Raw genomic sequence first — 21,956 nt, 5'->3', positions numbered from 1 at the left:
CTGGGGCGTTCGGTAACAAAGTGGTGCGCAGTTTCGAATCAGTTGATCGCTCCCAAGCTCTGCGTGGGAACGATCAGTGGTGGTATTGGATCAGCGTGCAGTCAGCTCGATCACACAGCACGGGCCGTTACTGGAAACTTCCAGCAGGCCGGAGTTACCACCGAGTTGCAGGCAATCATGGCGACCGAGTTGCGAGGCGCTGTTGCCGACCTTCACGACAAGCTCGTCAGTGACACTAAATATGAGCACGGTGCCAGCCGAGCTGAAAAACTGCTGCTCACCGGCCAGCCACTGCAACCGCGCGTAGTAACGCTGGGGCGCATAAATCAGGTTGAAGTCGCGAATCGGCCCGCCCAGCAAGGTGCAGATCACGTGGCTTTCGCCGCTGAACGCAAAAGGCTCCAACGGTAACAATGGAGGCGTGTCCTGGCCGTCAACCCGCAAGGTCATACCGTCGCCTTGCAACACGGTGATCACCCGCTCATAGCCGACGAACGTCGAGAATCCGCCGGATTCGGCGATATCGGCAATCGACAGGCGCCAGCCGAAGCCGTCAAGCCCGGTCCCCGCATCGCGGGTGATTTCTTCGGTGCTGCCACCGCCGTTTTTCCACGGCATTCGCGGGTAATCTTTTGCGCGTAGAATCTTCGTTACATTCATTTATGAAACCGACCTTCCAGACGATGACGGGAACCAGGGTGGATCAAACGGGCGGCGGTTACCGGCTGGCGGCCGGACCAGGTGCGGCGACGAATCAGCAGGCACGGCTCGCCCTTTTCAATCTGCAGCAATTTGCACTCTGAGGCCTCGGCCAGAATCGCCTCGACCACGTGCTCGCCTTCGGTCAGCGGCGCGACCTGGTTCAGATAGGCGTAAGGCGTTTGCAGGGTGAAGTCCTGCTTGAGGTAGTCCGGCGCCACCAGCGCGTTGACGAAACGGTCTTCGATTTGCACCGGAATGTCGTTTTCGAAATGCACGATCAGCGAATGGAAAACCCGCTGGCCTTCGCGCATGTCCAGCGCCAAAGCGCGCTCGGAACCGGCGGCCTCTTCTTCGAGGGTGATCACCTTGCAGGTATGGCGATGGCCACGGGAGGCGATTTCGTCGGCGATGTTGTGCACTTCAAACAGCGCGGACTGGCTTTTCGGCTCGGCGACGAACGTGCCGACACCTTGCATACGCACCAGCAGACCGTCGGCGGTCATCTCGCGCAGGGCGCGGTTGATGGTCATGCGGCTGAAACCGAGTTGGCTGACCAGCTCGCTTTCCGACGGAACGCGGTAGTGCGGCGGCCAGTTTCCACTGTCGATTTGCTGGGTGATCATCTGTTTGACGCGGGCGTACAAGGGCGCCGGACTGTCGCCCATGTTCGCGGCCAACGGTGACACTGGGGGCGGAGTCGGCACGGTTAATCCTTGGTCGTCTGTTAGAAGTCGCTAGCTTGCCGGAGTTTACCGAGCAGGCAAACGTCTGTATATGTATATACAAATAACACACGATGGGGTTCTGAACCATGTCCGCCTTCTTTGCCGAACGCGCGCTGCTGCCTAGTGGATGGGCCAACAATGTACGTCTTGAGGTCAGCGCCGAGGGCGTTTTGACCCATATCCAGGCCGATTCCAACGCAGATGGCGCCGAACGGCTGAGCGGTCCGCTGCTGCCGGGGATGCCGAATCTGCATTCCCACGCCTTCCAGCGGGCCATGGCCGGGCTGGCGGAAGTGGCGGGCAATCCGAATGACAGTTTCTGGACCTGGCGCGACTTGATGTATCGCCTCGTCGGAAAAATCAGCCCGGATCAACTCGGCGTCATCGCCCGCCAGCTGTACATCGAAATGCTCAAGGCCGGTTACACCTCGGTCGCGGAATTTCATTATGTGCATCACGACACCAACGGCCAGCCTTACGCTGATCCGGCCGAACTGGCGCTGCGCATCAGCCAGGCGGCCAGTTCCGCCGGTATCGGTCTGACCTTGCTTCCGGTGCTTTACAGCCATTCCGGTTTCGGCGGCCAGGCGCCGAACGACGGTCAGCGCCGCTTCATCAACAGCACCGAGAACTACCTCACGCTTCAGTCGCGTTTGCAGCCGATCCTGGCGCAGCAACCGGCGCAGTCGCTGGGCTTGTGTTTCCACTCGTTGCGCGCGGTAACACCGCAGCAGATCAGCGAAGTGCTGGCGGCCAGCGACAAGCAGTGCCCGGTGCACATTCATATCGCTGAACAGCAGAAGGAAGTCGATGACTGCCTGAGTTGGAGCGGTCGTCGTCCTCTGCAATGGCTGTACGAAAATACAGAAATCGATCAGCGCTGGTGCCTGGTCCACGCGACCCATGCCAATCCGGAAGAAGTCACGTTGATGGCCAAGAGTCGCGCCATCGCCGGTCTGTGCCTGACCACCGAAGCCAACCTCGGCGACGGGATTTTTCCGGCGGTGGATTTCCTCGCGCAGGGTGGACGCATGGGTATCGGGTCCGACAGCCATGTGTCATTGAGCGTTGTGGAAGAGTTGCGTTGGCTGGAATACGGCCAGCGCCTGCGCGATCAGCGGCGTAATCGGCTGTATGGCGCGGATCAGCCGATGGTTGGCCGCACGCTATATGACGCTGCGCTGGATGGCGGCGCTCAGGCGCTGGGGCAGCCGATCGGTGCACTGGAAGTTGGTAAACGTGCGGATTGGCTGGTGCTGGACGGCAACGATCCGTACCTGGCAACGGCCAGCGGTGACGGGATTCTCAATCGTTGGTTGTTTGCCGGCGGCGATCGCCAGGTGCGCGATGTGCTGGTCAATGGCCAGTGGGTGGTGCGTGGCGGGCGTCATGCAGCAGAAGAAGAAAGCAATCGGGCGTTTACCCAAGTCCTGCGCGACCTCCTGGGCTGACACAAACGAAATGTGGGAGCGAGCCTGCTCGCGACAGGGCGATCAAATTCAACAGAAGTGTTGACTGATACTCCGCTATCGCGAGCAGGCTCGCTCCCACATTTGTTCTTTACTAGCCGTCAGTTCGAGGTCTTGGCCATCTGCGTATCCGACGCGCGCCAGATCAGCCGCGTAGTGTCGTAGCCTTGCTGACGCGCCTTGCTCAGCAGTTCTTCACGCACTACACCGTTGACCGTCGGCGTGCGCGACAGCAGCCACAGGTACTTGCGGCTCGGGTCACCGACGATGGCGGTCTTGTAATCGTCGCTGACGTAAAGCACCCAGTATTCCCCCTTCGCCACACCTGGCAGCAAGCGCGAGAACCAGGTATCGAACTCGACCCACAACTTGTCGGTCTTGCCCGGCACTTGTGGATAAGCCGTGCCCTTGGCCTCTTCCCATTGCCAGTCCGCCGTCAGGCAGCGGTTCAGCACCTGCACCTTGCCGTCAGGATTGAGCGTGTAATGGGCTTCGGATTGTGCGCAGTTGCGTTGGAAATACATCGGCAGGCGGGCCAACTCGTACCAGGTGCCCTGGTATTTCTTGAGATTGACGCTGTTGACGGTTTTCGGCGCCAACGGATCTGTGCCAGAAGTGGCGCAGCCGGCCAATACCAGGCCGGCAAAAAGGAGTATCAATAACCGCTTCATTGTTTTTCTCCCGTGGGCGCGTAGCCCCGGATTACTTCAGGCCTTGGCCGGAAAACATCAGTACTTTGTCACCGGCGTACTGCACGCTGATAAAGCTGTTCTTGTCACCCCAGGTGCAACTGGACATGCCGAGCGCGCCCGAGCAATCAGTGGCTTTACCCAACAAGGCTTCAACCTCTGCCTTGGGCATGCCGGCCGACAGTTTCGAATAGTTTTCCTGATTGACCTTGCTGCATGCGGCCAACAACACGCAGAACGAGAGCAGGGCGATAGAACGCAGCGACATGGTGTAGCTCCTGGGGCGAGGGGGGAATGGCATGGCTGCCAAGCAGAAGCTTAGAAGAGAAAACCCCCATCTGGTTCCCCGACCGCCCGGCTATTTATCGGGCCGCTCGTCTGCCTTTTTTCGAAAAATCAGCAACTTTCCTGCGCCGCTGAGTATTTCATCGGTTTTCGCAAAAACACGCCTAATCTTTGGCGCTGGCCAGTCGACATAGAAGCAGCGCAAAGCCCTCGACTGTGGCAAATTGACGCCCCCTCGCTGACCAGCCCCTCCGCGGTAGTGCACTTAATGACCAGAAACATGAAATTCAGCCACAAGATCCTGCTGGCAGCCGCCCTCGTGGTCGCTGTTGCGTTTGCCTGCTTCATCCTGTTCAACGACTACCGTCAGCGCCAGACCTTGCGCAGCAGTACCGAATCCTCGATGCAGGAACTCGGCAGCCTGACCACCCGCAACATCCAGACCTGGCTGGAAAGCCGCATCCAGTTGCTGCAATCGTTGTCCCAGCAGATCACAGTGGACGGCAGCACACCCGCCAGCCTCAAACGCGCCATCGACTTGCCGGCCTACACCGGCAACTTCCAGCTGAGCTACTTCGGTGGCACTGACGGCGTGATGTTCTCGATCCCGGCGGGCAATCGTGCGGCAGACTACGATCCTCGCGCACGTGGCTGGTACAAGGCGGCCAACAGCGCGCAACAGACCATCGTCACCGAACCGTACATCGCCGCCTCGTCCGGCAAACTGGTGATCACCGTGGCCACGCCGGTGCAGCATCAGAGCCAGATGATCGGCGTCGCCGGCGCGGACATCGACCTGTCGAGCGTCAGCGCAATCATCAACTCGCTGAACTTCGGCGGTCACGGCCACGCGTTCATCGTCAGCGCCGACGGCAAGATCCTGATCCACCCGGACAGCAAACTGGTGCTCAAGAGCCTCGCCGAGGCCTACCCGAACGGCGCACCAAAAGTCAGCCCGGGCATGAAAGAAGTCGAGCTCGACGGCAAGACCCAGTTCATCTCCTTTACCCACGTCAACGGTGTGCCCTCGGCCGACTGGTACGTGGCGCTGGTGCTGGACCAGGACACCGCGTTCTCGATGCTCAGCGAATTCCGTACCTCGGCGATCATTGCCATGGTCATCGCCGTTGTCATCATCATCGCGTTGCTGGGCATGTTGATCAGCTTTCTGATGCAGCCGCTGCTGACCATGGGCCGCGCCATGCATGACATCGCCGAAGGCGAAGGTGACCTGACCAAACGCCTGACCATCCACGGCCACGATGAATTCGGTGCCTTGGGCACCTCGTTCAACCGCTTCGTGGAACGTATTCACACCTCGATCCGCGAAGTGTCTTCGGCCACCGGCCAGGTCAACGAAGTCGCCTTGCGTGTGGTTGCCGCGTCGAACTCGTCAATGTTCAATTCCGATCAGCAAGCCTCGCGCACCAGCAGCGTGGCTGCAGCGATCAACGAACTGGGCGCTGCCGCCCAGGAAATTGCCCAGAACGCCGCCCTCGCCTCCCAGCATTCGAGCGATGCCCGCGCATTGGCCGAAGAAGGTCAGCACGTGGTGGATAAAACCATCGCGGCGATGCAGCAGCTCTCGGCGAAGATCAGCGATTCGTGCGGCAACATCGAAACGCTCAACAGCAACACGGTGAACATCGGGCAGATTCTGGAAGTGATCACCAGCATCTCGCAGCAAACCAATTTGCTGGCATTGAACGCCGCCATCGAAGCTGCCCGCGCCGGTGAAGCCGGACGTGGTTTTGCCGTGGTTGCGGACGAAGTGCGCAACCTCGCCCATCGCACTCAGGATTCGGCGCAGCAAGTGCAGAAGATGATCGAGGAACTGCAAGTCGGCGCCCGGGAAGCGGTGAGCACCATGACCGACAGCCAGCGCCAGAGCGAAAGCAGCGTCGGCATCGCCAACCAGGCCGGTGAGCGTCTGGGCAGCGTGACCCAGCGTATTGGGGAGATCGACGGGATGAACCAGTCCGTGGCGACCGCGACTGAAGAGCAGACCGCTGTGGTGGAGTCGATCAATGTCGACATTACCGAGATCAATACGTTGAACCAGGAAGGGGTGGAGAACTTGCAGTCGACGTTGCGTGCATGTGCGGACCTTGAGCAGCAGGCGGCACGGTTGAAGCAGTTGGTGGGCAGCTTCCGGATTTAAGCGGCTTTCACTGGCCCCATCGCCAGCAGGCTGGCTCCCACAGGGGATTGTGAACGACACAAACCCAATGTGGGAGCCAGCCTGCTGGCGATGGCGGCATCAGCTACAGCAGAAAACTAAAAGCGAGAACCGGGCCCGGAAAGAAACGCCAGCTCTTCAGCCGTAGACTCCCTTCCCAACACCGCATTCCTGTGCGGAAACCGCCCAAACCGCGCAATCACCTGCTGATGCTTCTCGGCATAGTTCAGATAGTCGATAAACAGTGCCCGATCACTCTCAGGCTGTTGCGCAACCAGATCGATGTACCGCGAAACCGCCTCGTTCTGCACCGCCAGATTCTCGCAATGTTCAAACACCAGGTAGATAAACACCCGCTGAATCGGCCGCAACTGCCGATCGAAATCCGCAGCAATGCCTTGCGCCACCAGTGCCTGAGCCCTGAGATCGCCTGAAAAGGATTTGGGGGTGTCGCGAAAGATCATTCGCGGGAGCTGATCGAGCAGCAGCACCAGGGCCAGCCAACCTTCGGGGCGTTGCGCCCACTCAGTCAATCCGCCGGCCAGTGCCTGCTCGACCCAGTCCCCGAAACGCGTCTGCGCTTCGAGGTCCTGGATGTCGCGCTTGCCGAACCATAACTTGCCCTTGTCAGCCGCTATGTCTTGGGGGGATTCGAAGGTTCCGAACCACCACTCGAGCAACGGCTGCCAGGGCGCGGTCATGGTTTATTCCTTGTGGTAAGCCGTGACGCGTGCGACTTCTTCTTTCGAACCGAGGAACACCGCAACACGCTGGTGCAAGCCCTCAGGCTTGATGTCGAGGATGCGCTGATGGCCATCGGTGGAAGCGCCGCCAGCCTGCTCAACCAGGAACGACATCGGGTTGGCTTCGTACATCAGACGCAGTTTGCCCGGCTTGGACGGCTCGCGGTTGTCGCGTGGGTACATGAACAGACCGCCACGGGTCAGGATACGGTGTACGTCGGCAACCATCGCCGCGACCCAGCGCATGTTGTAGTTCTTTTTCAGCGGGCCTTCATCGCCAGCCAGCAATTCGTCGACATAACGTTGTACCGGCGCTTCCCAGTGACGCTTGTTGGACGAGTTGATCGCAAATTCCTGCGTGGACTCAGGGATCGTGATGTCTTCATGGGTCAGCACGAAGCTGCCCATTTCACGGTCCAGGGTAAAGCCCTTCACGCCATTGCCCAGGGTCAGCACCAGCATGGTCTGTGGACCGTAAATCGCATAACCGGCGGCAACCTGCTGAGTGCCTGGCTGCAGGAAGGCCTTTTCGTTCAAAGGCTCGTTCTGGGTCAGGTATTCGTTCGGGCAACGCAGCACCGAGAAGATCGTACCGACCGGCGCGTTGATGTCGATGTTCGACGAACCATCCAGTGGGTCGAATACCAGCAGGTACGCGCCTTTCGGGTATTTGCCCGGGATCTGGTAGGCATTATCCATTTCTTCGGATGCCATACCGGCCAGGTGACCGCCCCATTCGTTGGCTTCGAGCAGGATGTCGTTGGACATCACATCAAGCTTCTTCTGCACTTCGCCTTGGACGTTTTCAGTGCCCATGCTGCCCAGAACGCCGCCCAGGGCGCCCTTGGACACGGCGTGGCTGATTTCCTTGCAAGCACGCGCCACCACTTCGATCAGGAAACGCAGATCGGCAGGGGTGTTGTTGCTACGGGTCTGCTCAATCAAATAGCGACTCAGGGTAACGCGGGACATGGAAGGCTCCGGTGGAATTGGGGGCTAAAAACCCGCGCAGTTTAACGCGAGTCGAGGCGCATTTCCTCCTATCAGACGTGATACGCCCAATAGAGTTCATGCGCGGGGTTGAGCGTAGCCGTAAATGAACTCTATGGCGGCGAGGGAGCTTGCTCCCGTTGGGGTGCGAAGCGGCCCCCTGAAGCATTCGCCGCCATTTGTCCGAGAACATGCAGCCGCCGAAGTCACGACTGCTTCGCAGCCGAACGGGAGCAAGCTCCCTCGCCACAGGTTCAGGGTTTAACGGGGGGCTTGCGCAGCAAACTGAACGCCATCGCTGCGAGAAACAGCACGCTCAGCAGCAACACCCCCCACAACCCGAACTTCTTCCAGTCCGTGTCCGCTGTCGCGGCCGCCGTCACCGTGGAAGAGTTGCTCACCACCGCCGCACCCTCCACCGAAGCCTTGCCCAGCGCCGCCCACTTGGCCGCGCTGTAATCCGGGATCAGCGTCGACAACGGCAGGTTCGCCGCCTTCACCGTCGCACTCCCCAGCGCCAGCGTATAAGGCCCCGCCCCACGCGCCAGGAACACCAATTGCATCGAGCGCACAGCAAACTTCAACGTCGGCGCTTCAGCACCCAAGCCACCGCCGCGCTCATCCACGACCAGCTTCAACTGCTGCACGGTTTGCCCCGACAGCTGCAATTCGTTCTGCACCACGTCCTGGCCACTCTGGGTCAGGCGATAGAGCAAACCGCTGGTCAGCGGCTGCCACGGCAGGCTGCTTTCGCGACGACCGGACAACGTCACCGGCGCCAGGCTGTTGGGCTGACTCAGCTCGACCTGGACCCGCTCGACATTCAGCCCCATCGGCAACTGCCAGGTGTACTCACCCGCCTTCACGCTGCTGCCCGCCAGCGGCTGCGACCAGACCAACGGCAGCGGCAGACTGCGGGGACTCGCGCTTTGCAGCTGCGCAGACGTCAGCGTCGGTGCCAATTGCGGTGAATTCCACAGCAGGCGCAGATAACGCGCCGATTGCCCCGGCAAGCCGACTTCATGCTGCTCGACCCGTTCATCGGCAAACGTCAGCCGCGCCACCTGGCCTTCGCCCCACGACTGCCAATGCTGCAAGTCGTCGCTGGCCTCGATGGTGAAACGCTGAAAGCCATCGCGCTCGCTGGTCCAGTCGAGGATCAACTGCTGCAACGGCGCCTTGATGGCGCTGGCGTCGAGCAACCAGCCGCGCAGCACTTCTTCGCCCGCCTCCAGCTGACTGGACGGTTGCACTTCGACCAACGTGCCGTTCTCGCTCGATTGCACGCGGATGCCCGGCGCACGCTCCGTGGCGTCCGCCGAGGTGTACAGCGGGAACCACTTCACATCGGTCAGCGTGCGATTTTCCCGGGTTGACGCCGCCTCGCGCGCCAAGGCGTAGGCCTGGGCCTCACCGGCAGCGTTGAACACGCGAACATCGCTGAGGTCCGTTTGCCGCGCATTCAGTTGCACGCTCAAGGGCAATTCGAGGCGATACCAAGGCCCTTCGCCGTTCACCGACAACGGCACGTGCGTGGCAAAGTCCGCCGGTTTTTCCTGAGCGCTGGCGGACAGCGCCACACCCAACGCAACAGCGCCCAACCAGCCCAGGTTCAACTTCTGACTCAAGACGACACTCCTTCGGTTTCAGGGGCCGGCCTTTCAGCGTCGGCTCCGCCTTGGCGCGCAGCCTCGGCGCGCTTGGGCGGCAGCGGCGCGAAATAGCCCACCACCAGCAGCAACACGCCGACGCCGATAAACGACACAATCCGCGCAAGGCCGCCACGGTTACTCAGTTCGACAAAGAACAGTTTGGCCACCACCACGCCAATCAGCGCGGCGCCGATCAGCCAGACTTCACGGCGATGACGCAGATGGCCGCCGATCATCAGGCTCAGCGCCATCAGGGTCCAGACGATGGACAGCCCCGCCTGCACCAGCATCGATTCAAGCAACGCATCGAGCTCGAACGGCACACCGCCCCAATGGTGCGCGGTGCGCATCACCAGTGCGGTGAAGAACGCGAACAGCGAGACTCCGGCGATCAGTTGCGTGGCGTGCGCTATGTAATCTTTGCGAATCGCCAGTTGCGTCACGGCGCTACGGGACCAGACGTAGACGCCGAACAGCGCAAACAGCAGACCCAACTCCAACGGATTGACCAGCGGCACATAGGGCAGCGGCTCGGCCGTGCCGTCGCTGACGATATTCGCCAGCCAGAACCAGCCGAGCATCAGCAGCGCCAACGGTGCCGCCGCATAGAAACGGTACTCGCGTGGATACGCCGAAACAGGCCAAGGCCCATTCCGTGGCGCCGCCATCAGCACCAGATACAGACTCGGCAGGATCGCCCAACCCAGCCAGCGCCAGGCGTTGTACTGCTCGGACAACAGCAGCAAACCGTAACGCAGCTCCAAGGCCAGCACACCGATCAACAGCCAGCAGCCGAGCACATGAGCGGTGCTCAGGGCACGCGCCGGCAACATCGGCGCCAGACGTCGCAGGGAGATGAAATGCACAACGAACACGGCCGCCCACACCAGCCAACCGAAATTGGCTGCCGGGTGATAACGCGAGTGCCACGCGGCGAGCAGTACCAGACCGGCAGCGGGCATCAGCAAGGTGCAAAGCAGGCCCAGCGACGACCAATTCAAGCGCAGCGCCAACACCGCCCACAGCGCCACGCTCAAGGCGGCAACCGCCAGCAACAAGGTTGCTTGCAGATTCAGCGGTGCAAAACGCAGCACTTCGCTGATCCACGCCAGCGCCCACCAGCCTGCGCCCCACACCAGCAACACTTCGGACAAACGCTGCAAGCTCAGCACATCAAACGCCGAGGCATGGTTGCCAAGTTGCAAGCGCCACGCTCCGACCATCGCGGCCAGGCCCAACACCAGCGGCGTCCAGAAACCGCTGTGGGCCAGAGGTTTCAACCCTTCGCTGGCCAGCGGCCCGAGCAGGTCCGGCCCCGCGAACAGGAACGCCGCGCCGCCAATCAACTGCAAAAGCAAACCGAAGACAAAACTCACGCGCTGCTTGAGGTACAGGCTCAGCCATATGATGAACAAGCCACTGGCCGCCCACACCGCACTCGCGGTCTGCCAGGGCAGCACGAACAGCACCGCCAGATTGATCAGCACCAGACCCGCCAGCAACACCACCGACAAGCCGCGCAGTAGCCGGACATCGCTGCGCACCATCTCATCACGCGCGGCGAGCAACATGCCGGCGATCAGCGCGAAGCCAATCAGGGAGGCGCTGAGCAAACCGCTCCAACCCGCGCTGAACACGGCGCCAGACTCACCGCTGGAACCTTGCAAGCGCAGCAGGAACAGCGCACCGCCGAGCAACTGGACAGCAAACGCGGTGAACAGGAACGTGCGCGATTGCAGGCGCAAGCCGACAAACAACGTCGCCAACCCCGCCAGCGCCCAACTGATGGCGGTGCCGTGGGTCAGGAAGAACAATGGCGCCAACAGATAGAGGAAGGTCAGGCCCAGGCAAGCCAACACCGGCCGCCCTTTGCGCTCCCATTCCGATGTCTGTTCGGGCAGGGCTTTGCGCAATTGATAGAAGCTGAACAACAACGCCACGCCGAGCATCAACGCGCCAAGCGGAGCGCCGTCGAGCAAACTGCCGTCGCCGATGCGCAATTCGCTGACAAACGCGATGGCCGAGCCCAGTTGCAGCAGCAAGGCAAACGCACGAGCCAGCGGTCGTTGCTGACGCAGGCCGAGCCAGAAAATGCCCGCGCCCTCGACCGCCCAAGCGGCAGCCGTCCAGCGCGCGTCGAGCCCCAGCGGAATCGCCAGGCTGGCGAAGATCACGCCCAGCGCCAGGCAGGTTTCCGCGAGCAGCAATGCGCGGCCGCCCATCAGGAAACGCGCCAGGCCCATGTAGATCATGCCCAAGGCCAAGGCACTGAACGCTGCGGCAAACTCCAAATGCTGAACCAGCGCGAACTGCAATCCGAAGCCCACCAGCGGCGGGCCGAACAGCATCGTGCCGTCGACGTAATCGCCCTTGCGCACCGACCAGCGCAGCAGCGCCTCGCGGCTGCCGTCCTCGGGGGCGTCGCTCATCTCCAGCAACTTGCGCCGGGCAAACAGCAGACCGATGGCCAGGTACATCAGGAAGAACAGCACCAGGAACGGTTCGGTGCTCCACAGCAATTCCGGTGTGTAGGAGCGCAGGCCCCAGGCGAAACCGATGCCGAAGGTGCCGACGAAACCGATCAGGTTCAGCAGTCGCCAGGCCTTGAACCAGGCGATGGCGAGGATGCCGGCGTTGAGCAAGGCGAAGTAGCTGAACAGCGCGACGTGGTTGCCGGCGCCGGTGGAAGTCAGGATCGGTGCCGCGAAGCCGCCGAGTGCAGCGGCCGCGGCCAGGCCCAACGCATCCTGGGTGATGGCGAGAATCGCCGAGAACACCGTGACCGCGACCAGCAGGCCCAGGGCGGCGCTTGGATCGAGCAGCGGGTGCAGGCGCATCGCGGCAAACACCGTCAGGTACAACACGGCGATGCCGGTGCCTTGCAGCATCAGCGCGTAATTGCTATTGCGTGTCCTGAGCCACCAACCCAGACCAAGCAAGCCCAACGCAGCGGCCGCAACCCCGGCGTAACGCAGTTCGATCGGCACCACCATGCCTTCGGTGGCATACCGCAGCAAGAACGCCAGACCGAGGAACAACAGCACCACGCCGACCCGCAGCACGGTGTTGCCGCCGAACAGCCAGTTGCGAGCGCCGCTGATGGCCCGCTCGATGAAGTTCGGGCCACGCGGGACGGCGGGTTGTTGCGGTTCGCGGGTAACAGGCTCGGGTTTCCAGACATCGTCGGGCAGCGGACGGCTGGTTTGCGCTGCCGTTGCGCTCATCGGCTCGAGTTCGGGCGGAAGATCCCAGATCAGCTCGGGGGTTTCGACAGGAATGTCATCGAGGGTGAAGTCAGGCGACGGAGCGGCTTCGCTGGCAACCGGCTCGCTGGTTTCAGGCGTTGTGACGCCCGGCACCTCCAACAATGCCAGGCGTTGCTGCACGCCATTGAGCGCAACCTGCGACTGCTCCAGCAGTCGACGCTGCTCGGTCGCTTCTGAATCCAGGCGGCCGATACGAATGGCCTGCCCTACTCCCAACCCGAGCAGCGCACCCAATAGCGCATCGCTGAATGACTCATCGAGTATCCAACCCAGCACCAGCCCAATCAGCATGAACATCCATTGCATGGTCGATATCCCTAAGCGGCCCCGCTGCGGGGCGAATCCGGGTGAAGCAGTCTCTGGCTGAGTCTAGTGTGAAACCACACAAACCTGTGGGAGCGAGCCTGCTCGCGAAGGGGCCATGACATTCAGCATTGACGTTGAATGTCAGACCGCTTTCGCGAGCAGGCTCGCTCCCACAATGGATTGCCAGTGCCTGCTGCCCGGTGAAACTGGGGCTTAGTATATCGATCAGGCCCAACAACCGCCGGGCCTTGCTCGCAATTATTGCTAAAAGTTACTCCAATGCCTTCCAGATATCCGTGGCGTACTCGCGAATGGTCCGGTCGGACGAGAACCAGCCCATCCGGGAAGTATTCAACACCGCCGAACGCCACCAGGCTTGCGAATCATGCCAATGGGCTTCCACGCGCATCTGCGCGTCCCAATAGGAATCGAAATCGGCGCAGACCAGGAAGCGGTCGTAATCGATCAGCGAGTCGATCAACCCGGTGTAACGGGCCGGATCATCCGGCGAGAACACCCCGCCGCGAATCGCTTGCAGCACGTCATTCAAACGGTGTGATGCGGCAATATCCGGCGTCGCATTGAACTCATGGTTCTGCTTGCGCGCCTCAACCTGCTGGGCACTGAGGCCGAAGATGAACATGTGCTCGGGGCCGATGAACTCGCACATTTCGACGTTGGCGCCATCGAGGGTGCCGATGGTCAGCGCACCGTTGAGGCCGAACTTCATGTTGCTGGTGCCCGAGGCTTCAAAGCCCGCGGTGGAAATCTGCTCAGACAAATCCGCCGCCGGAATGATGCTTTCCGCCAGGCTGACGTTGTAGTTGGGCAGGAACACCACTTTGAGCAGTCCGCGCACCGTCGGGTCGTTGTTCACCACCCGGGCGATGTCGTTGGTCAACTTGATGATCAGCTTGGCCTGGTGATAACTGGCCGCCGCCTTGCCGGCGAAGATCTTCACCCGCGGCACCCAGTCGATTTCCGGCTCGGCGCGAATCGCCTGGTACAACGCCACGGTGTGCATCAGGTTGAGTAACTGGCGTTTGTATTCGTGGATCCGCTTGACCTGCACGTCGAACATGGCCGCCGGGTTGACCGCGATCCCCAGTCGTTCATGAATCAGGTACGCCAGGGCTTTTTTGCTGTGCAGCCGCTGCTCGGCGAAGGCTTTGCGGAACGCAGCTTTCTCGGCAAACGGCTCCAGTTCCTTCAGGCGTGCTTCAGCGTTGTCCAACAGGTCCGGGCCGAGGGCGTCGACCATCATCGACGTCAGCTCGGGGTTGGCCTGGTAGAGCCAGCGGCGGAAGGTGATGCCGTTGGTCTTGTTGTTGATCCGCTCTGGATAGAGCTTGTGCAGTTCGGAGAACACGGTTTTGCGCATCAGCTGCGTGTGCAGCGCGGACACGCCGTTGACGCTGTGGGATCCGAGGAACGCCAGGTTGCCCATGCGCACTCGGCGGCCGTTGTCTTCCTCGATCAGCGACACCGCGCGCAGCACGTCGAAGTCGTGAATGCCTTTGGCGCGCAGCGAATCGATGTGCTGGGCGTTGATCTGGTAAATGATCTGCATGTGCCGCGGCAGCATCCGCTCCATCAAACCGACCGGCCAGGTTTCCAGCGCTTCCGGCAACAGCGTGTGGTTGGTGTACGAGAGCGTGTCGACAGTGACCTGCCATGCGGCATCCCACGCCACGTCGTAGACGTCGACGAGCTGACGCATCAGTTCGGCCACGGCGATTGACGGGTGCGTGTCGTTGAGCTGGATCGCCGCGTGGTCGCCCAGGGTCAGGACCGAGGTGTGCATGTTGCGATGGCGGCGCAGCAAGTCCTGCAAGGACGCGGCGACAAAGAAGTATTCCTGTCGCAGGCGCAGTTCCTGGCCGGCTTCGGTGCTGTCCGCCGGGTAGAGCACGCGGGAGATGCTTTCTGCCCGGGCGACTTCGGCCACAGCGCCCAAATGGTCACCGGCGTTGAAGCGCTCCAGGTGCAAATCTTCCATGGCGCGGGCACGCCACAGGCGCAGCGTATTGACGCTCGCCCCGCGCCAGCCGACCACCGGCGTGTCGTAGGCAATGGCCCGCACGGTTTCCGCCGGGGACCAGACTTGCTTGGACTTGCCGTTTTCATCGGTGACGGTTTCGACACTGCCGCCGAAGCCGATCGGGTACACGACTTCAGGCCGTTCAAATTCCCACGGGTTGCCGAAGTCCAGCCAGTGTTCGGTTTGCTCCTGCTGCCAGCCGTCAACGATGGCCTGGCGGAACAAGCCGTGTTCATAACGAATACCGTAGCCGTGGCCAGCGATGCCGAGGGTCGACATGCTTTCCATGAAGCACGCTGCCAGACGACCGAGGCCGCCGTTGCCCAGCGCCGCGTCGGGCTCCAGCAGGCGGATACGTTCCAGGTCGACGCCGAGTTCAGTCAGCGCTTCGCGGGCGACGTCGAGCAGGCCAAGGTTGCTCAGGCTGTCGTAGAGCAGCCGGCCGATGAGAAATTCCAGGGAGAGGTAGTAAACCCGTTTCTGACCTTTGCGGTAGATCTGCCGGGTGTGATCCATCCAGTGCTCGACCATGTGATCGCGCGCTGCCAACGCAATGGCTTCGAACCAGTCGTGGTCGAAGGCGTGATCCGGGTCTTTGCCCACCGCGTAGGTGAGTTTGGTCAAGACGGCATCGCGAAATGCGGCCACCTCTGCTTCGCGAACAAGTGGTTCTTGAGTCATCGATAGGACCTCGAGCGAGCGTGGAGTTGTTGAGCCTAGACGGTCTGACAGGCCGTTGGGACTCTGGTTCGGCAGTTTTTCCTGATAGTGCGAGATAGGGCGGCATTACATTGTCATGTGCCTGAATCAATGCAGGGGCCGTGCCGGATTAACGGTGTTATTTGAGCGAAGGAGAAAAAATCTGGCGAAAGGTTGTTCAAAAATCCACCAGTCCCGGTATGATCGCGCGCCCTGATGCACACGCTGGTAACAACCGATGATGAAGTCCAACCTGATCGCCGCTGCGGAGATCGATCGCCTCGATACCTGGGCCAAATATTCTGCACCGATGTGCGGCTCGTGTGTATCCAGCTGCTGCACGCTGCCGGTCGAGGTCAAGATCAAGGACCTGATCCGCATCGGCATCGTCGACGAGTTCGAGCGCGGCGAGCCGCCAAAGAACATTGCCAAGCGCTTGCAGAAGGAAGGGATCGTCGAGCGTTACAACCAGAAGTCCGAGATCTTCACCCTCCAGCGCATGAGCAACAACGATTGCCTGTACCTGGATCGTAAGAGCCGTCTGTGCACTATTTATGAAAAGCGCCCGGACACTTGCCGCAATCACCCGAAAATCGGGCCACGGCCGGGGTATTGCGCATACAAGCCTAAAGAAGTGGTGCGCGAGAGCAGCGCCAGCCGTAGGACGCTTGAGAAGTTCTGATCTGCAATCACGCTGCCGGATAGATCGCCTTCGCGGGCGAGCCTCGCTCCTACAGGTCATGCGCCGTTCTTGTGACGCGTGCAAAACCCGTAGGAGCGAGGCTTGCCCGCGAAGGGACCCGAACTGACACCGCACAAACCCCAGACAAACAAAAACGCCCCCGACCTTGCGGTCGGGGGCGTTTTTTTAGCAGTTAACTAAGTCGAGACTCAGTTACCGGCTTTCTTGGCAGCGCGGGTACGCTCGCTTTCGCCCAGGATCTTCTTGCGAAGACGGATGGACTTAGGAGTGACTTCGCACAATTCGTCTTCTTGAACGAATTCCAGAGCTTGTTCCAGGGTGAAACGGATAGGCGGAACCAGAGCGATGGTTTCGTCTTTACCCGAGGCACGCATGTTGTCGAGCTTCTTGCCTTTGGTTGGGTTGACGCCCAGGTCGTTGTCGCGGCTGTTGATGCCGACGATTTGACCTTCGTACACGTCTTCACCGTGACCCAGGAACAGTTTGCCGCGAGCTTGCAGGGTTTCCAGCGAGTAAGTCAGAGCCTTACCGGTAGCAACCGAAACCAGCACGCCGTTTTGACGGCCGGACATGTCGCCGGACTTCATCACGTCGTAACGGTCGAAGATCGAGGTCAGGATGCCTGCACCGGAGGTCAGGGTCAGGAACTCGTTACGGAAACCGATCAGGCCACGAGCCGGGATGTTGTACTCAAGGCGCACACGGCCCTTGCCATCCGGAACCATGTTGGTCAGGTCGCCTTTACGGATACCGATCTGTTCCATGATCGAACCTTGCGATTCTTCTGGCAGGTCGATGGTCACGTTTTCGTACGGTTCGTGCTTCACGCCGTCAACCATGCGGATGATCACTTCCGGACGACCAACACCCATTTCGAAGCCTTCGCGACGCATGGTTTCGATCAGTACCGAGAGGTGCAGCTCACCACGGCCGGAGACTTTGAACTTGTCGGCGGTGTCGCCTTCTTCAACGCGCAGGGCAACGTTGTAGAGCAGTTCCTTGTCCAGACGTTCCTTGATGTTACGGGACGTCACGAACTTGCCTTCTTTACCGCAGAAAGGCGAGTCGTTTACCTGGAAGGTCATGGAAACGGTTGGTTCGTCAACGGTCAGCGGCTTCATCGCTTCGACGTTCAGTGGGTCGCACAGAGTGTCGGAGATGAACAGCTGGTCGAAGCCGCTGATGCAGACGATGTCGCCGGCAGCTGCTTCTTCAACGTCGATACGGTGCAGACCGTGGTGACCCATCAGCTTCAGGATACGACCGTTACGCTTCTTGCCGTCGGCGTCGATAGCAACAACCGGAGTGTTCGGCTTGATGCGGCCACGAGCGATACGGCCAACGCCGATAACACCCAGGAAGCTGTTGTAGTCCAGAGCGGAGATCTGCATCTGGAACGGACCTTCACGGTCGACTTTCGGCGCAGGTACGTTGTCGACGATCGACTGGTACAGCGGGGTCATGTCTTCAGCCATGTCGGTGTGTTCCAGACCGGCAATGCCGTTCAGGGCCGAGGCGTAGACGACTTTGAAGTCCAGCTGTTCTTCGGTAGCACCGAGGTTGTCGAACAGGTCGAAGATCTGGTCCAGAACCCAGTCCGGACGTGCGCCTGGACGGTCAACCTTGTTGATCACCACGATTGGACGCAGGCCGGCTTCGAAAGCCTTCTTGGTCACGAAACGGGTTTGCGGCATAGGGCCGTCTTGAGCGTCAACCAGCAGCAGAACGGAGTCAACCATCGACATTACGCGTTCAACTTCGCCGCCGAAGTCGGCGTGGCCCGGGGTGTCCACGATGTTGATGTGGTAGCCGTTCCAGTTGATGGCGGTGTTTTTCGCCAGAATGGTAATACCGCGTTCTTTCTCCTGGTCGTTGGAGTCCATCACGCGCTCGTCGTTGAGCTCGTTGCGCTCCAGGGTGCCGGATTGACGCAAGAGTTTGTCTACCAGGGTGGTCTTACCATGGTCAACGTGAGCAATGATGGCGATGTTGCGTAGATTTTCGATCACTTGTGTATCTCGATCAGAGGATTCGGTGTGCTGACAAGTCTTGGCAGCGATTAACAGTAGAGTCCGGCAAAGCCGTTACAGCTTGACGGCGGCGTCGGGGGGCCGGTGACGCAGGCCACAGGCAAACAGCCCCGGGCACTTAGCTCGGTCGATAAACGCGCACATTGGCATGCCCCTCACTGAGCAAATGGTGGGCATGCAGGCGACTCATCACGCCTTTGTCGCAATACAGCAGGTACTGGCGAGTAGGGTCCAGTTCCTTGAAACGAGCGTTCAATGCATAAAACGGCATCGTTTGTACCTCAATGCCAGCAAGGCCCAGCGGGTCGTCTTCAGCGGCATCCGGGTGACGGATGTCGATGACGATCTGACCAGCCAACGCTTCGCTGACTTCTTCGATCTGCAAGTCCTGGCCCAATTCGTCGATCACGCGATCGATCGGCACCAGTTTGGCGTTCTCGAGCGCACGCTCAAGTACTGCCATGTCGAACTGTTGTTCTTCGTACTCCACGCGCGGACGCTTGGCGTGGGTCTTGGGGTTCACCGAGATGACCCCGCAATATTCCGGCATGTGCTTGGCGAAGTCGGCAGTACCGATTTCGTTGGCCAGGTCGATGATGTCCTGCTTGTGACTGGCGATCAGCGGACGCAAGACCAGCTTGTCGGTCACGCAGTCGATCACGGACAGGTTCGGCAGTGTCTGGCTCGACACCTGGGAAATCGCCTCGCCGGTAACCAGCGCTTCGATGTCCAGCCGATCGGCAATACGGGAAGCAGCGCGCAACATCATACGCTTCAAAACTACACCCATATGACTGTTATCGACTTTCCCGAGAATTTCTCCCAGTACTTCCTCGAATGGCACACTCACAAATAACACGCGTTGGGAGCTGCCGTACTTCTTCCAGATGAAGTGCGCGACTTCCATGACGCCCAGTTCATGGGCCCGCCCGCCCAGATTAAAGAAGCAGAAATGGCTCATCAGGCCGCGGCGCATGATCTGGTACGCAGCCACCGTGGAATCGAACCCACCCGACATCAGCACAAGCGTCTGTTCCAGGGCGCCCAGCGGATATCCGCCGATGCTGTTGTGCTGGCTGTGGATCACGAACAACCGTTTGTCGCGAATTTCGATGCGGACTTCGATTTCCGGCTCTTTCAGCGAGATTCCCGCGGCGCCGCACTGACGACGCAGTTGGCTGCCGACGTATTTCTCGACGTCCATCGAACTGAATTCGTGCTTGCCGGCACGCTTGCAGCGCACCGAAAAGATCTTCCCGGCCAGCGCATCACCGAAGTGCTGCTTGCACTTGGCGACGATGTCGTCGAAGTCGCCCAGCGGGTATTCGTCGACTTGCAGGAAATGCGCGATGCCCGGCATGCAGCTCAGGCGCTCGGTCATCTCCTTCAGGGCCTTGGGCTCGCTGACGCGGGTTTCCAGCTCGAGATTGTCCCACACACCGTTCACCACCACAGCCGGGTCCAGGTCGCGGAGCACGGTACGGATATTTTTGGCCAACTGGCGGATGAAACGCATCCGTACCGGGCGGCTCTTGATGGTGATCTCGGGGAAGACTTTTACGATTAATTTCATGAAAACAGCGCGCGCAGGCCCAGCCGAAAAAGGGGGGCGCGGATTATAGCGGAAATTGCTCAAGGTTTAACCAGTTAATGTGCAGAAGGTTTTGCGCGCACCAAAACAGGTCATTTGATGATTTTAACGCTACATTGTAGGGCGAGATTTTCCGCTTACAGACGCTTTGTGCCTTTATAAGCGTGATATTGGGGCAAAAAACCCATGCTGGGGCACTGGCATGCAATTTGCTCCCTTGTGAGGCAGGTTGCCTTGGCAGAGTATTCGCGCCGGCATCACCCACATTCTAAGGGCATCCACTACTAAGCCCGAAGCCACCCGGAGGACACTATGTCGAAGTCGGTTCAACTCATCAAAGATCATGACGTCAAGTGGATTGATCTGCGCTTCACGGACACCAAAGGCACTCAGCACCACGTGACCATGCCGGCTCGCGACGCGCTGGATGAAGCTTTCTTCGAAGAAGGCAAAATGTTCGACGGTTCCTCCATCGCTGGCTGGAAAGGCATCGAAGCCTCCGACATGATCCTGATGCCGGACGACTCCACTGCCGTCCTCGACCCGTTCACCGAAGAGCCGACCCTGATCCTGGTTTGCGACGTGATCGAGCCTTCGACCATGCAAGGCTACGACCGTGACCCACGTGCGATCGCCAAGCGTGCCGAGGAATACCTGAAGTCGACCGGTATCGGCGACACCGTATTCGTAGGTCCAGAGCCAGAATTCTTCATCTTCGACGAAGTGAAGTTCAAGTCCGACATCTCCGGTTCGATGTTCAAGATCTACTCCGAACAAGGTTCGTGGATGTCCGACCAGGACGTGGAAGGCGGCAACAAAGGCCACCGTCCAGGCGTCAAAGGCGGCTACTTCCCGGTTCCGCCGTTCGACCACGACCATGAAATCCGTACCTCCATGTGCAACGCCATGGAAGAGATGGGCCTGGTTATCGAAGTTCACCACCACGAAGTGGCCACTGCCGGCCAGAACGAAATCGGTGTGAAGTTCAACACCCTGGTGGCCAAGGCTGACGAAGTTCAGACCCTGAAGTACTGCGTACACAACGTGGCTGATGCCTACGGCCGCACCGCGACCTTCATGCCTAAGCCGCTGTACGGCGATAACGGTTCGGGTATGCACGTTCACCTGTCCATCGCCAAAGATGGCAAGAACACCTTCGCTGGCGAAGGCTATGCCGGCCTGTCCGACACCGCCCTGTACTTCATCGGCGGCATCATCAAGCACGGTAAGGCCCTGAACGGCTTCACCAACCCGTCGACCAACTCCTACAAACGTCTGGTCCCAGGTTTCGAAGCGCCGGTAATGCTGGCCTACTCGGCTCGTAACCGTTCCGCTTCGATCCGTATTCCTTACGTGTCCAGCCCTCGTGCTCGCCGTATCGAAGCCCGCTTCCCGGATCCAGCAGCCAACCCGTACCTGGGCTTCGCTGCACTGTTGATGGCTGGCCTGGACGGCATCCAGAACAAGATCCACCCTGGCGACGCAGCTGACAAAAACCTGTACGACCTGCCGCCTGAAGAGGCGAAAGAGATCCCACAAGTTTGCGGCAGCCTGAAAGAAGCCCTGGAAGAGCTGGACAAAGGTCGCGCGTTCCTGACCAAAGGCGGCGTGTTCTCCGATGACTTCATCGACGCTTACATCGCTCTGAAAAGCGAAGAAGAAATCAAGGTCCGCACCTTCGTACACCCACTGGAATATGAGCTGTACTACAGCTGCTGATCCGGTAGCGCCTGCGCAAGCGGCGTGACAAAAAAGAGGCCTCCTTCGGGAGGTCTTTTTTATGCCCGCGATTCAACAACAAACGCTGAAAAAACCCTGTGGGAGTGAGACCGGCTTCCCGGCGATGGCATTTTTTCATTCAATATTGATGTTGGCTGATCCACCGT

15 protein-coding genes and 1 pseudogene are annotated in these 21,956 nt (G+C 60.1%); 5 read left to right on the top strand and 11 right to left on the bottom strand.

The window, feature by feature from the left end; all coding sequences use genetic code 11:
- Positions 1-90 precede the first annotated feature (90 nt).
- Both JIO00_RS01785 and hutC read right to left on the bottom strand, forming a co-directional pair.
- Positions 91-660 (bottom strand): HutD/Ves family protein, encoded by a 570-nt coding sequence (locus tag JIO00_RS01785; protein WP_200667495.1) that lies wholly within the window; start codon positions 658-660, stop codon positions 91-93.
- Positions 657-1,367, bottom strand: a complete 711-nt coding sequence (gene hutC, locus JIO00_RS01780) for a histidine utilization repressor (RefSeq protein ID WP_154505298.1) — start codon at positions 1,365-1,367, stop codon at positions 657-659. The genes JIO00_RS01785 and hutC overlap by 4 nt, the downstream gene beginning before the upstream one ends.
- A 146-nt stretch (positions 1,368-1,513) precedes the next feature.
- Between hutC and JIO00_RS01775 the strand changes: the two genes are divergently transcribed.
- A complete protein-coding gene (locus tag JIO00_RS01775; RefSeq protein WP_200667493.1) occupies positions 1,514-2,878 on the top strand; it encodes a formimidoylglutamate deiminase in 1,365 nt (454 codons plus the stop codon).
- A gap of 119 nt (positions 2,879-2,997) precedes the next feature.
- Here the strand turns inward: JIO00_RS01775 and JIO00_RS01770 are convergent, their stop codons facing one another.
- Positions 2,998-3,567: a lipocalin family protein gene (locus JIO00_RS01770; RefSeq protein ID WP_010464533.1), complete on the bottom strand. Its 570-nt coding sequence runs from the start codon at positions 3,565-3,567 to the stop codon at positions 2,998-3,000.
- Positions 3,568-3,598: 31 nt separating this feature from the next.
- A complete protein-coding gene (locus JIO00_RS01765) occupies positions 3,599-3,853 on the bottom strand; it encodes a hypothetical protein (protein ID WP_010464535.1) in 255 nt (84 codons plus the stop codon).
- 285 nt (positions 3,854-4,138) lie between these two features.
- Here JIO00_RS01765 and JIO00_RS30045 point away from each other — a divergent pair.
- Positions 4,139-5,125, top strand: a pseudogene (locus JIO00_RS30045) (cache domain-containing protein); the annotation flags it as partial.
- A 141-nt stretch (positions 5,126-5,266) separates the two neighbouring features.
- Positions 5,267-6,031 carry a methyl-accepting chemotaxis protein gene (locus tag JIO00_RS30040; RefSeq protein ID WP_442793946.1) on the top strand — a complete coding sequence of 255 codons (765 nt, stop codon included), beginning with the start codon at positions 5,267-5,269 and terminating at the stop codon, positions 6,029-6,031.
- A 116-nt stretch (positions 6,032-6,147) separates the two neighbouring features.
- Here JIO00_RS30040 and JIO00_RS01755 read toward each other — a convergent pair whose 3' ends face one another.
- From JIO00_RS01755 to JIO00_RS01735, 5 genes are all read right to left on the bottom strand, one after another.
- Positions 6,148-6,750 (bottom strand): DUF924 family protein, encoded by a 603-nt coding sequence (locus JIO00_RS01755; RefSeq protein ID WP_010464540.1) that lies wholly within the window; start codon positions 6,748-6,750, stop codon positions 6,148-6,150.
- Positions 6,751-6,753: 3 nt separating this feature from the next.
- On the bottom strand, positions 6,754-7,764 hold the full coding sequence (locus JIO00_RS01750; protein WP_200667489.1) for a class 1 fructose-bisphosphatase: 1,011 nt from the start codon (positions 7,762-7,764) through the stop codon (positions 6,754-6,756).
- 272 nt (positions 7,765-8,036) lie between these two features.
- A complete protein-coding gene (locus JIO00_RS01745; protein WP_200667487.1) occupies positions 8,037-9,410 on the bottom strand; it encodes a DUF3999 domain-containing protein in 1,374 nt (457 codons plus the stop codon).
- Entirely contained in the window at positions 9,407-13,006 is a 3,600-nt protein-coding gene (locus JIO00_RS01740; RefSeq protein WP_200667485.1) for a DUF2339 domain-containing protein, read from the bottom strand. The genes JIO00_RS01745 and JIO00_RS01740 overlap by 4 nt, the downstream gene beginning before the upstream one ends.
- Before the next feature lie 271 nt (positions 13,007-13,277).
- Entirely contained in the window at positions 13,278-15,728 is a 2,451-nt protein-coding gene (locus JIO00_RS01735) for a glycogen/starch/alpha-glucan phosphorylase (RefSeq protein WP_077747594.1), read from the bottom strand.
- Between the two features lie 259 nt (positions 15,729-15,987).
- On the opposite strand from JIO00_RS01735, the gene JIO00_RS01730 reads away from it, so the two are divergent.
- Positions 15,988-16,428, top strand: coding sequence for a YkgJ family cysteine cluster protein (locus JIO00_RS01730; RefSeq protein WP_102593477.1), 441 nt, complete (start codon positions 15,988-15,990; stop codon positions 16,426-16,428).
- Positions 16,429-16,637: 209 nt separating this feature from the next.
- Here the strand turns inward: JIO00_RS01730 and typA are convergent, their stop codons facing one another.
- Positions 16,638-18,458: a translational GTPase TypA gene (gene typA / locus JIO00_RS01725; protein WP_010464551.1), complete on the bottom strand. Its 1,821-nt coding sequence runs from the start codon at positions 18,456-18,458 to the stop codon at positions 16,638-16,640.
- A gap of 139 nt (positions 18,459-18,597) precedes the next feature.
- Positions 18,598-20,052 carry a tRNA uracil 4-sulfurtransferase ThiI gene (gene thiI / locus JIO00_RS01720; RefSeq protein WP_077747593.1) on the bottom strand — a complete coding sequence of 485 codons (1,455 nt, stop codon included), beginning with the start codon at positions 20,050-20,052 and terminating at the stop codon, positions 18,598-18,600.
- Positions 20,053-20,382: 330 nt separating this feature from the next.
- On the opposite strand from thiI, the gene glnA reads away from it, so the two are divergent.
- Complete coding sequence (glnA, locus tag JIO00_RS01715) at positions 20,383-21,789, top strand: glutamate--ammonia ligase (protein ID WP_010464555.1); 1,407 nt, start codon at positions 20,383-20,385, stop codon at positions 21,787-21,789.
- The last annotated feature ends 167 nt before the right edge of the window (positions 21,790-21,956 follow it).

This window comes from Pseudomonas sp. SW-3 (assembly GCF_016615645.1).
Lineage (GTDB): Bacteria > Pseudomonadota > Gammaproteobacteria > Pseudomonadales > Pseudomonadaceae > Aquipseudomonas > Aquipseudomonas mandelii.
Note: the sequence above shows the minus strand (reverse complement) of the source record. Positions and strands in the feature narration are given on the sequence as shown.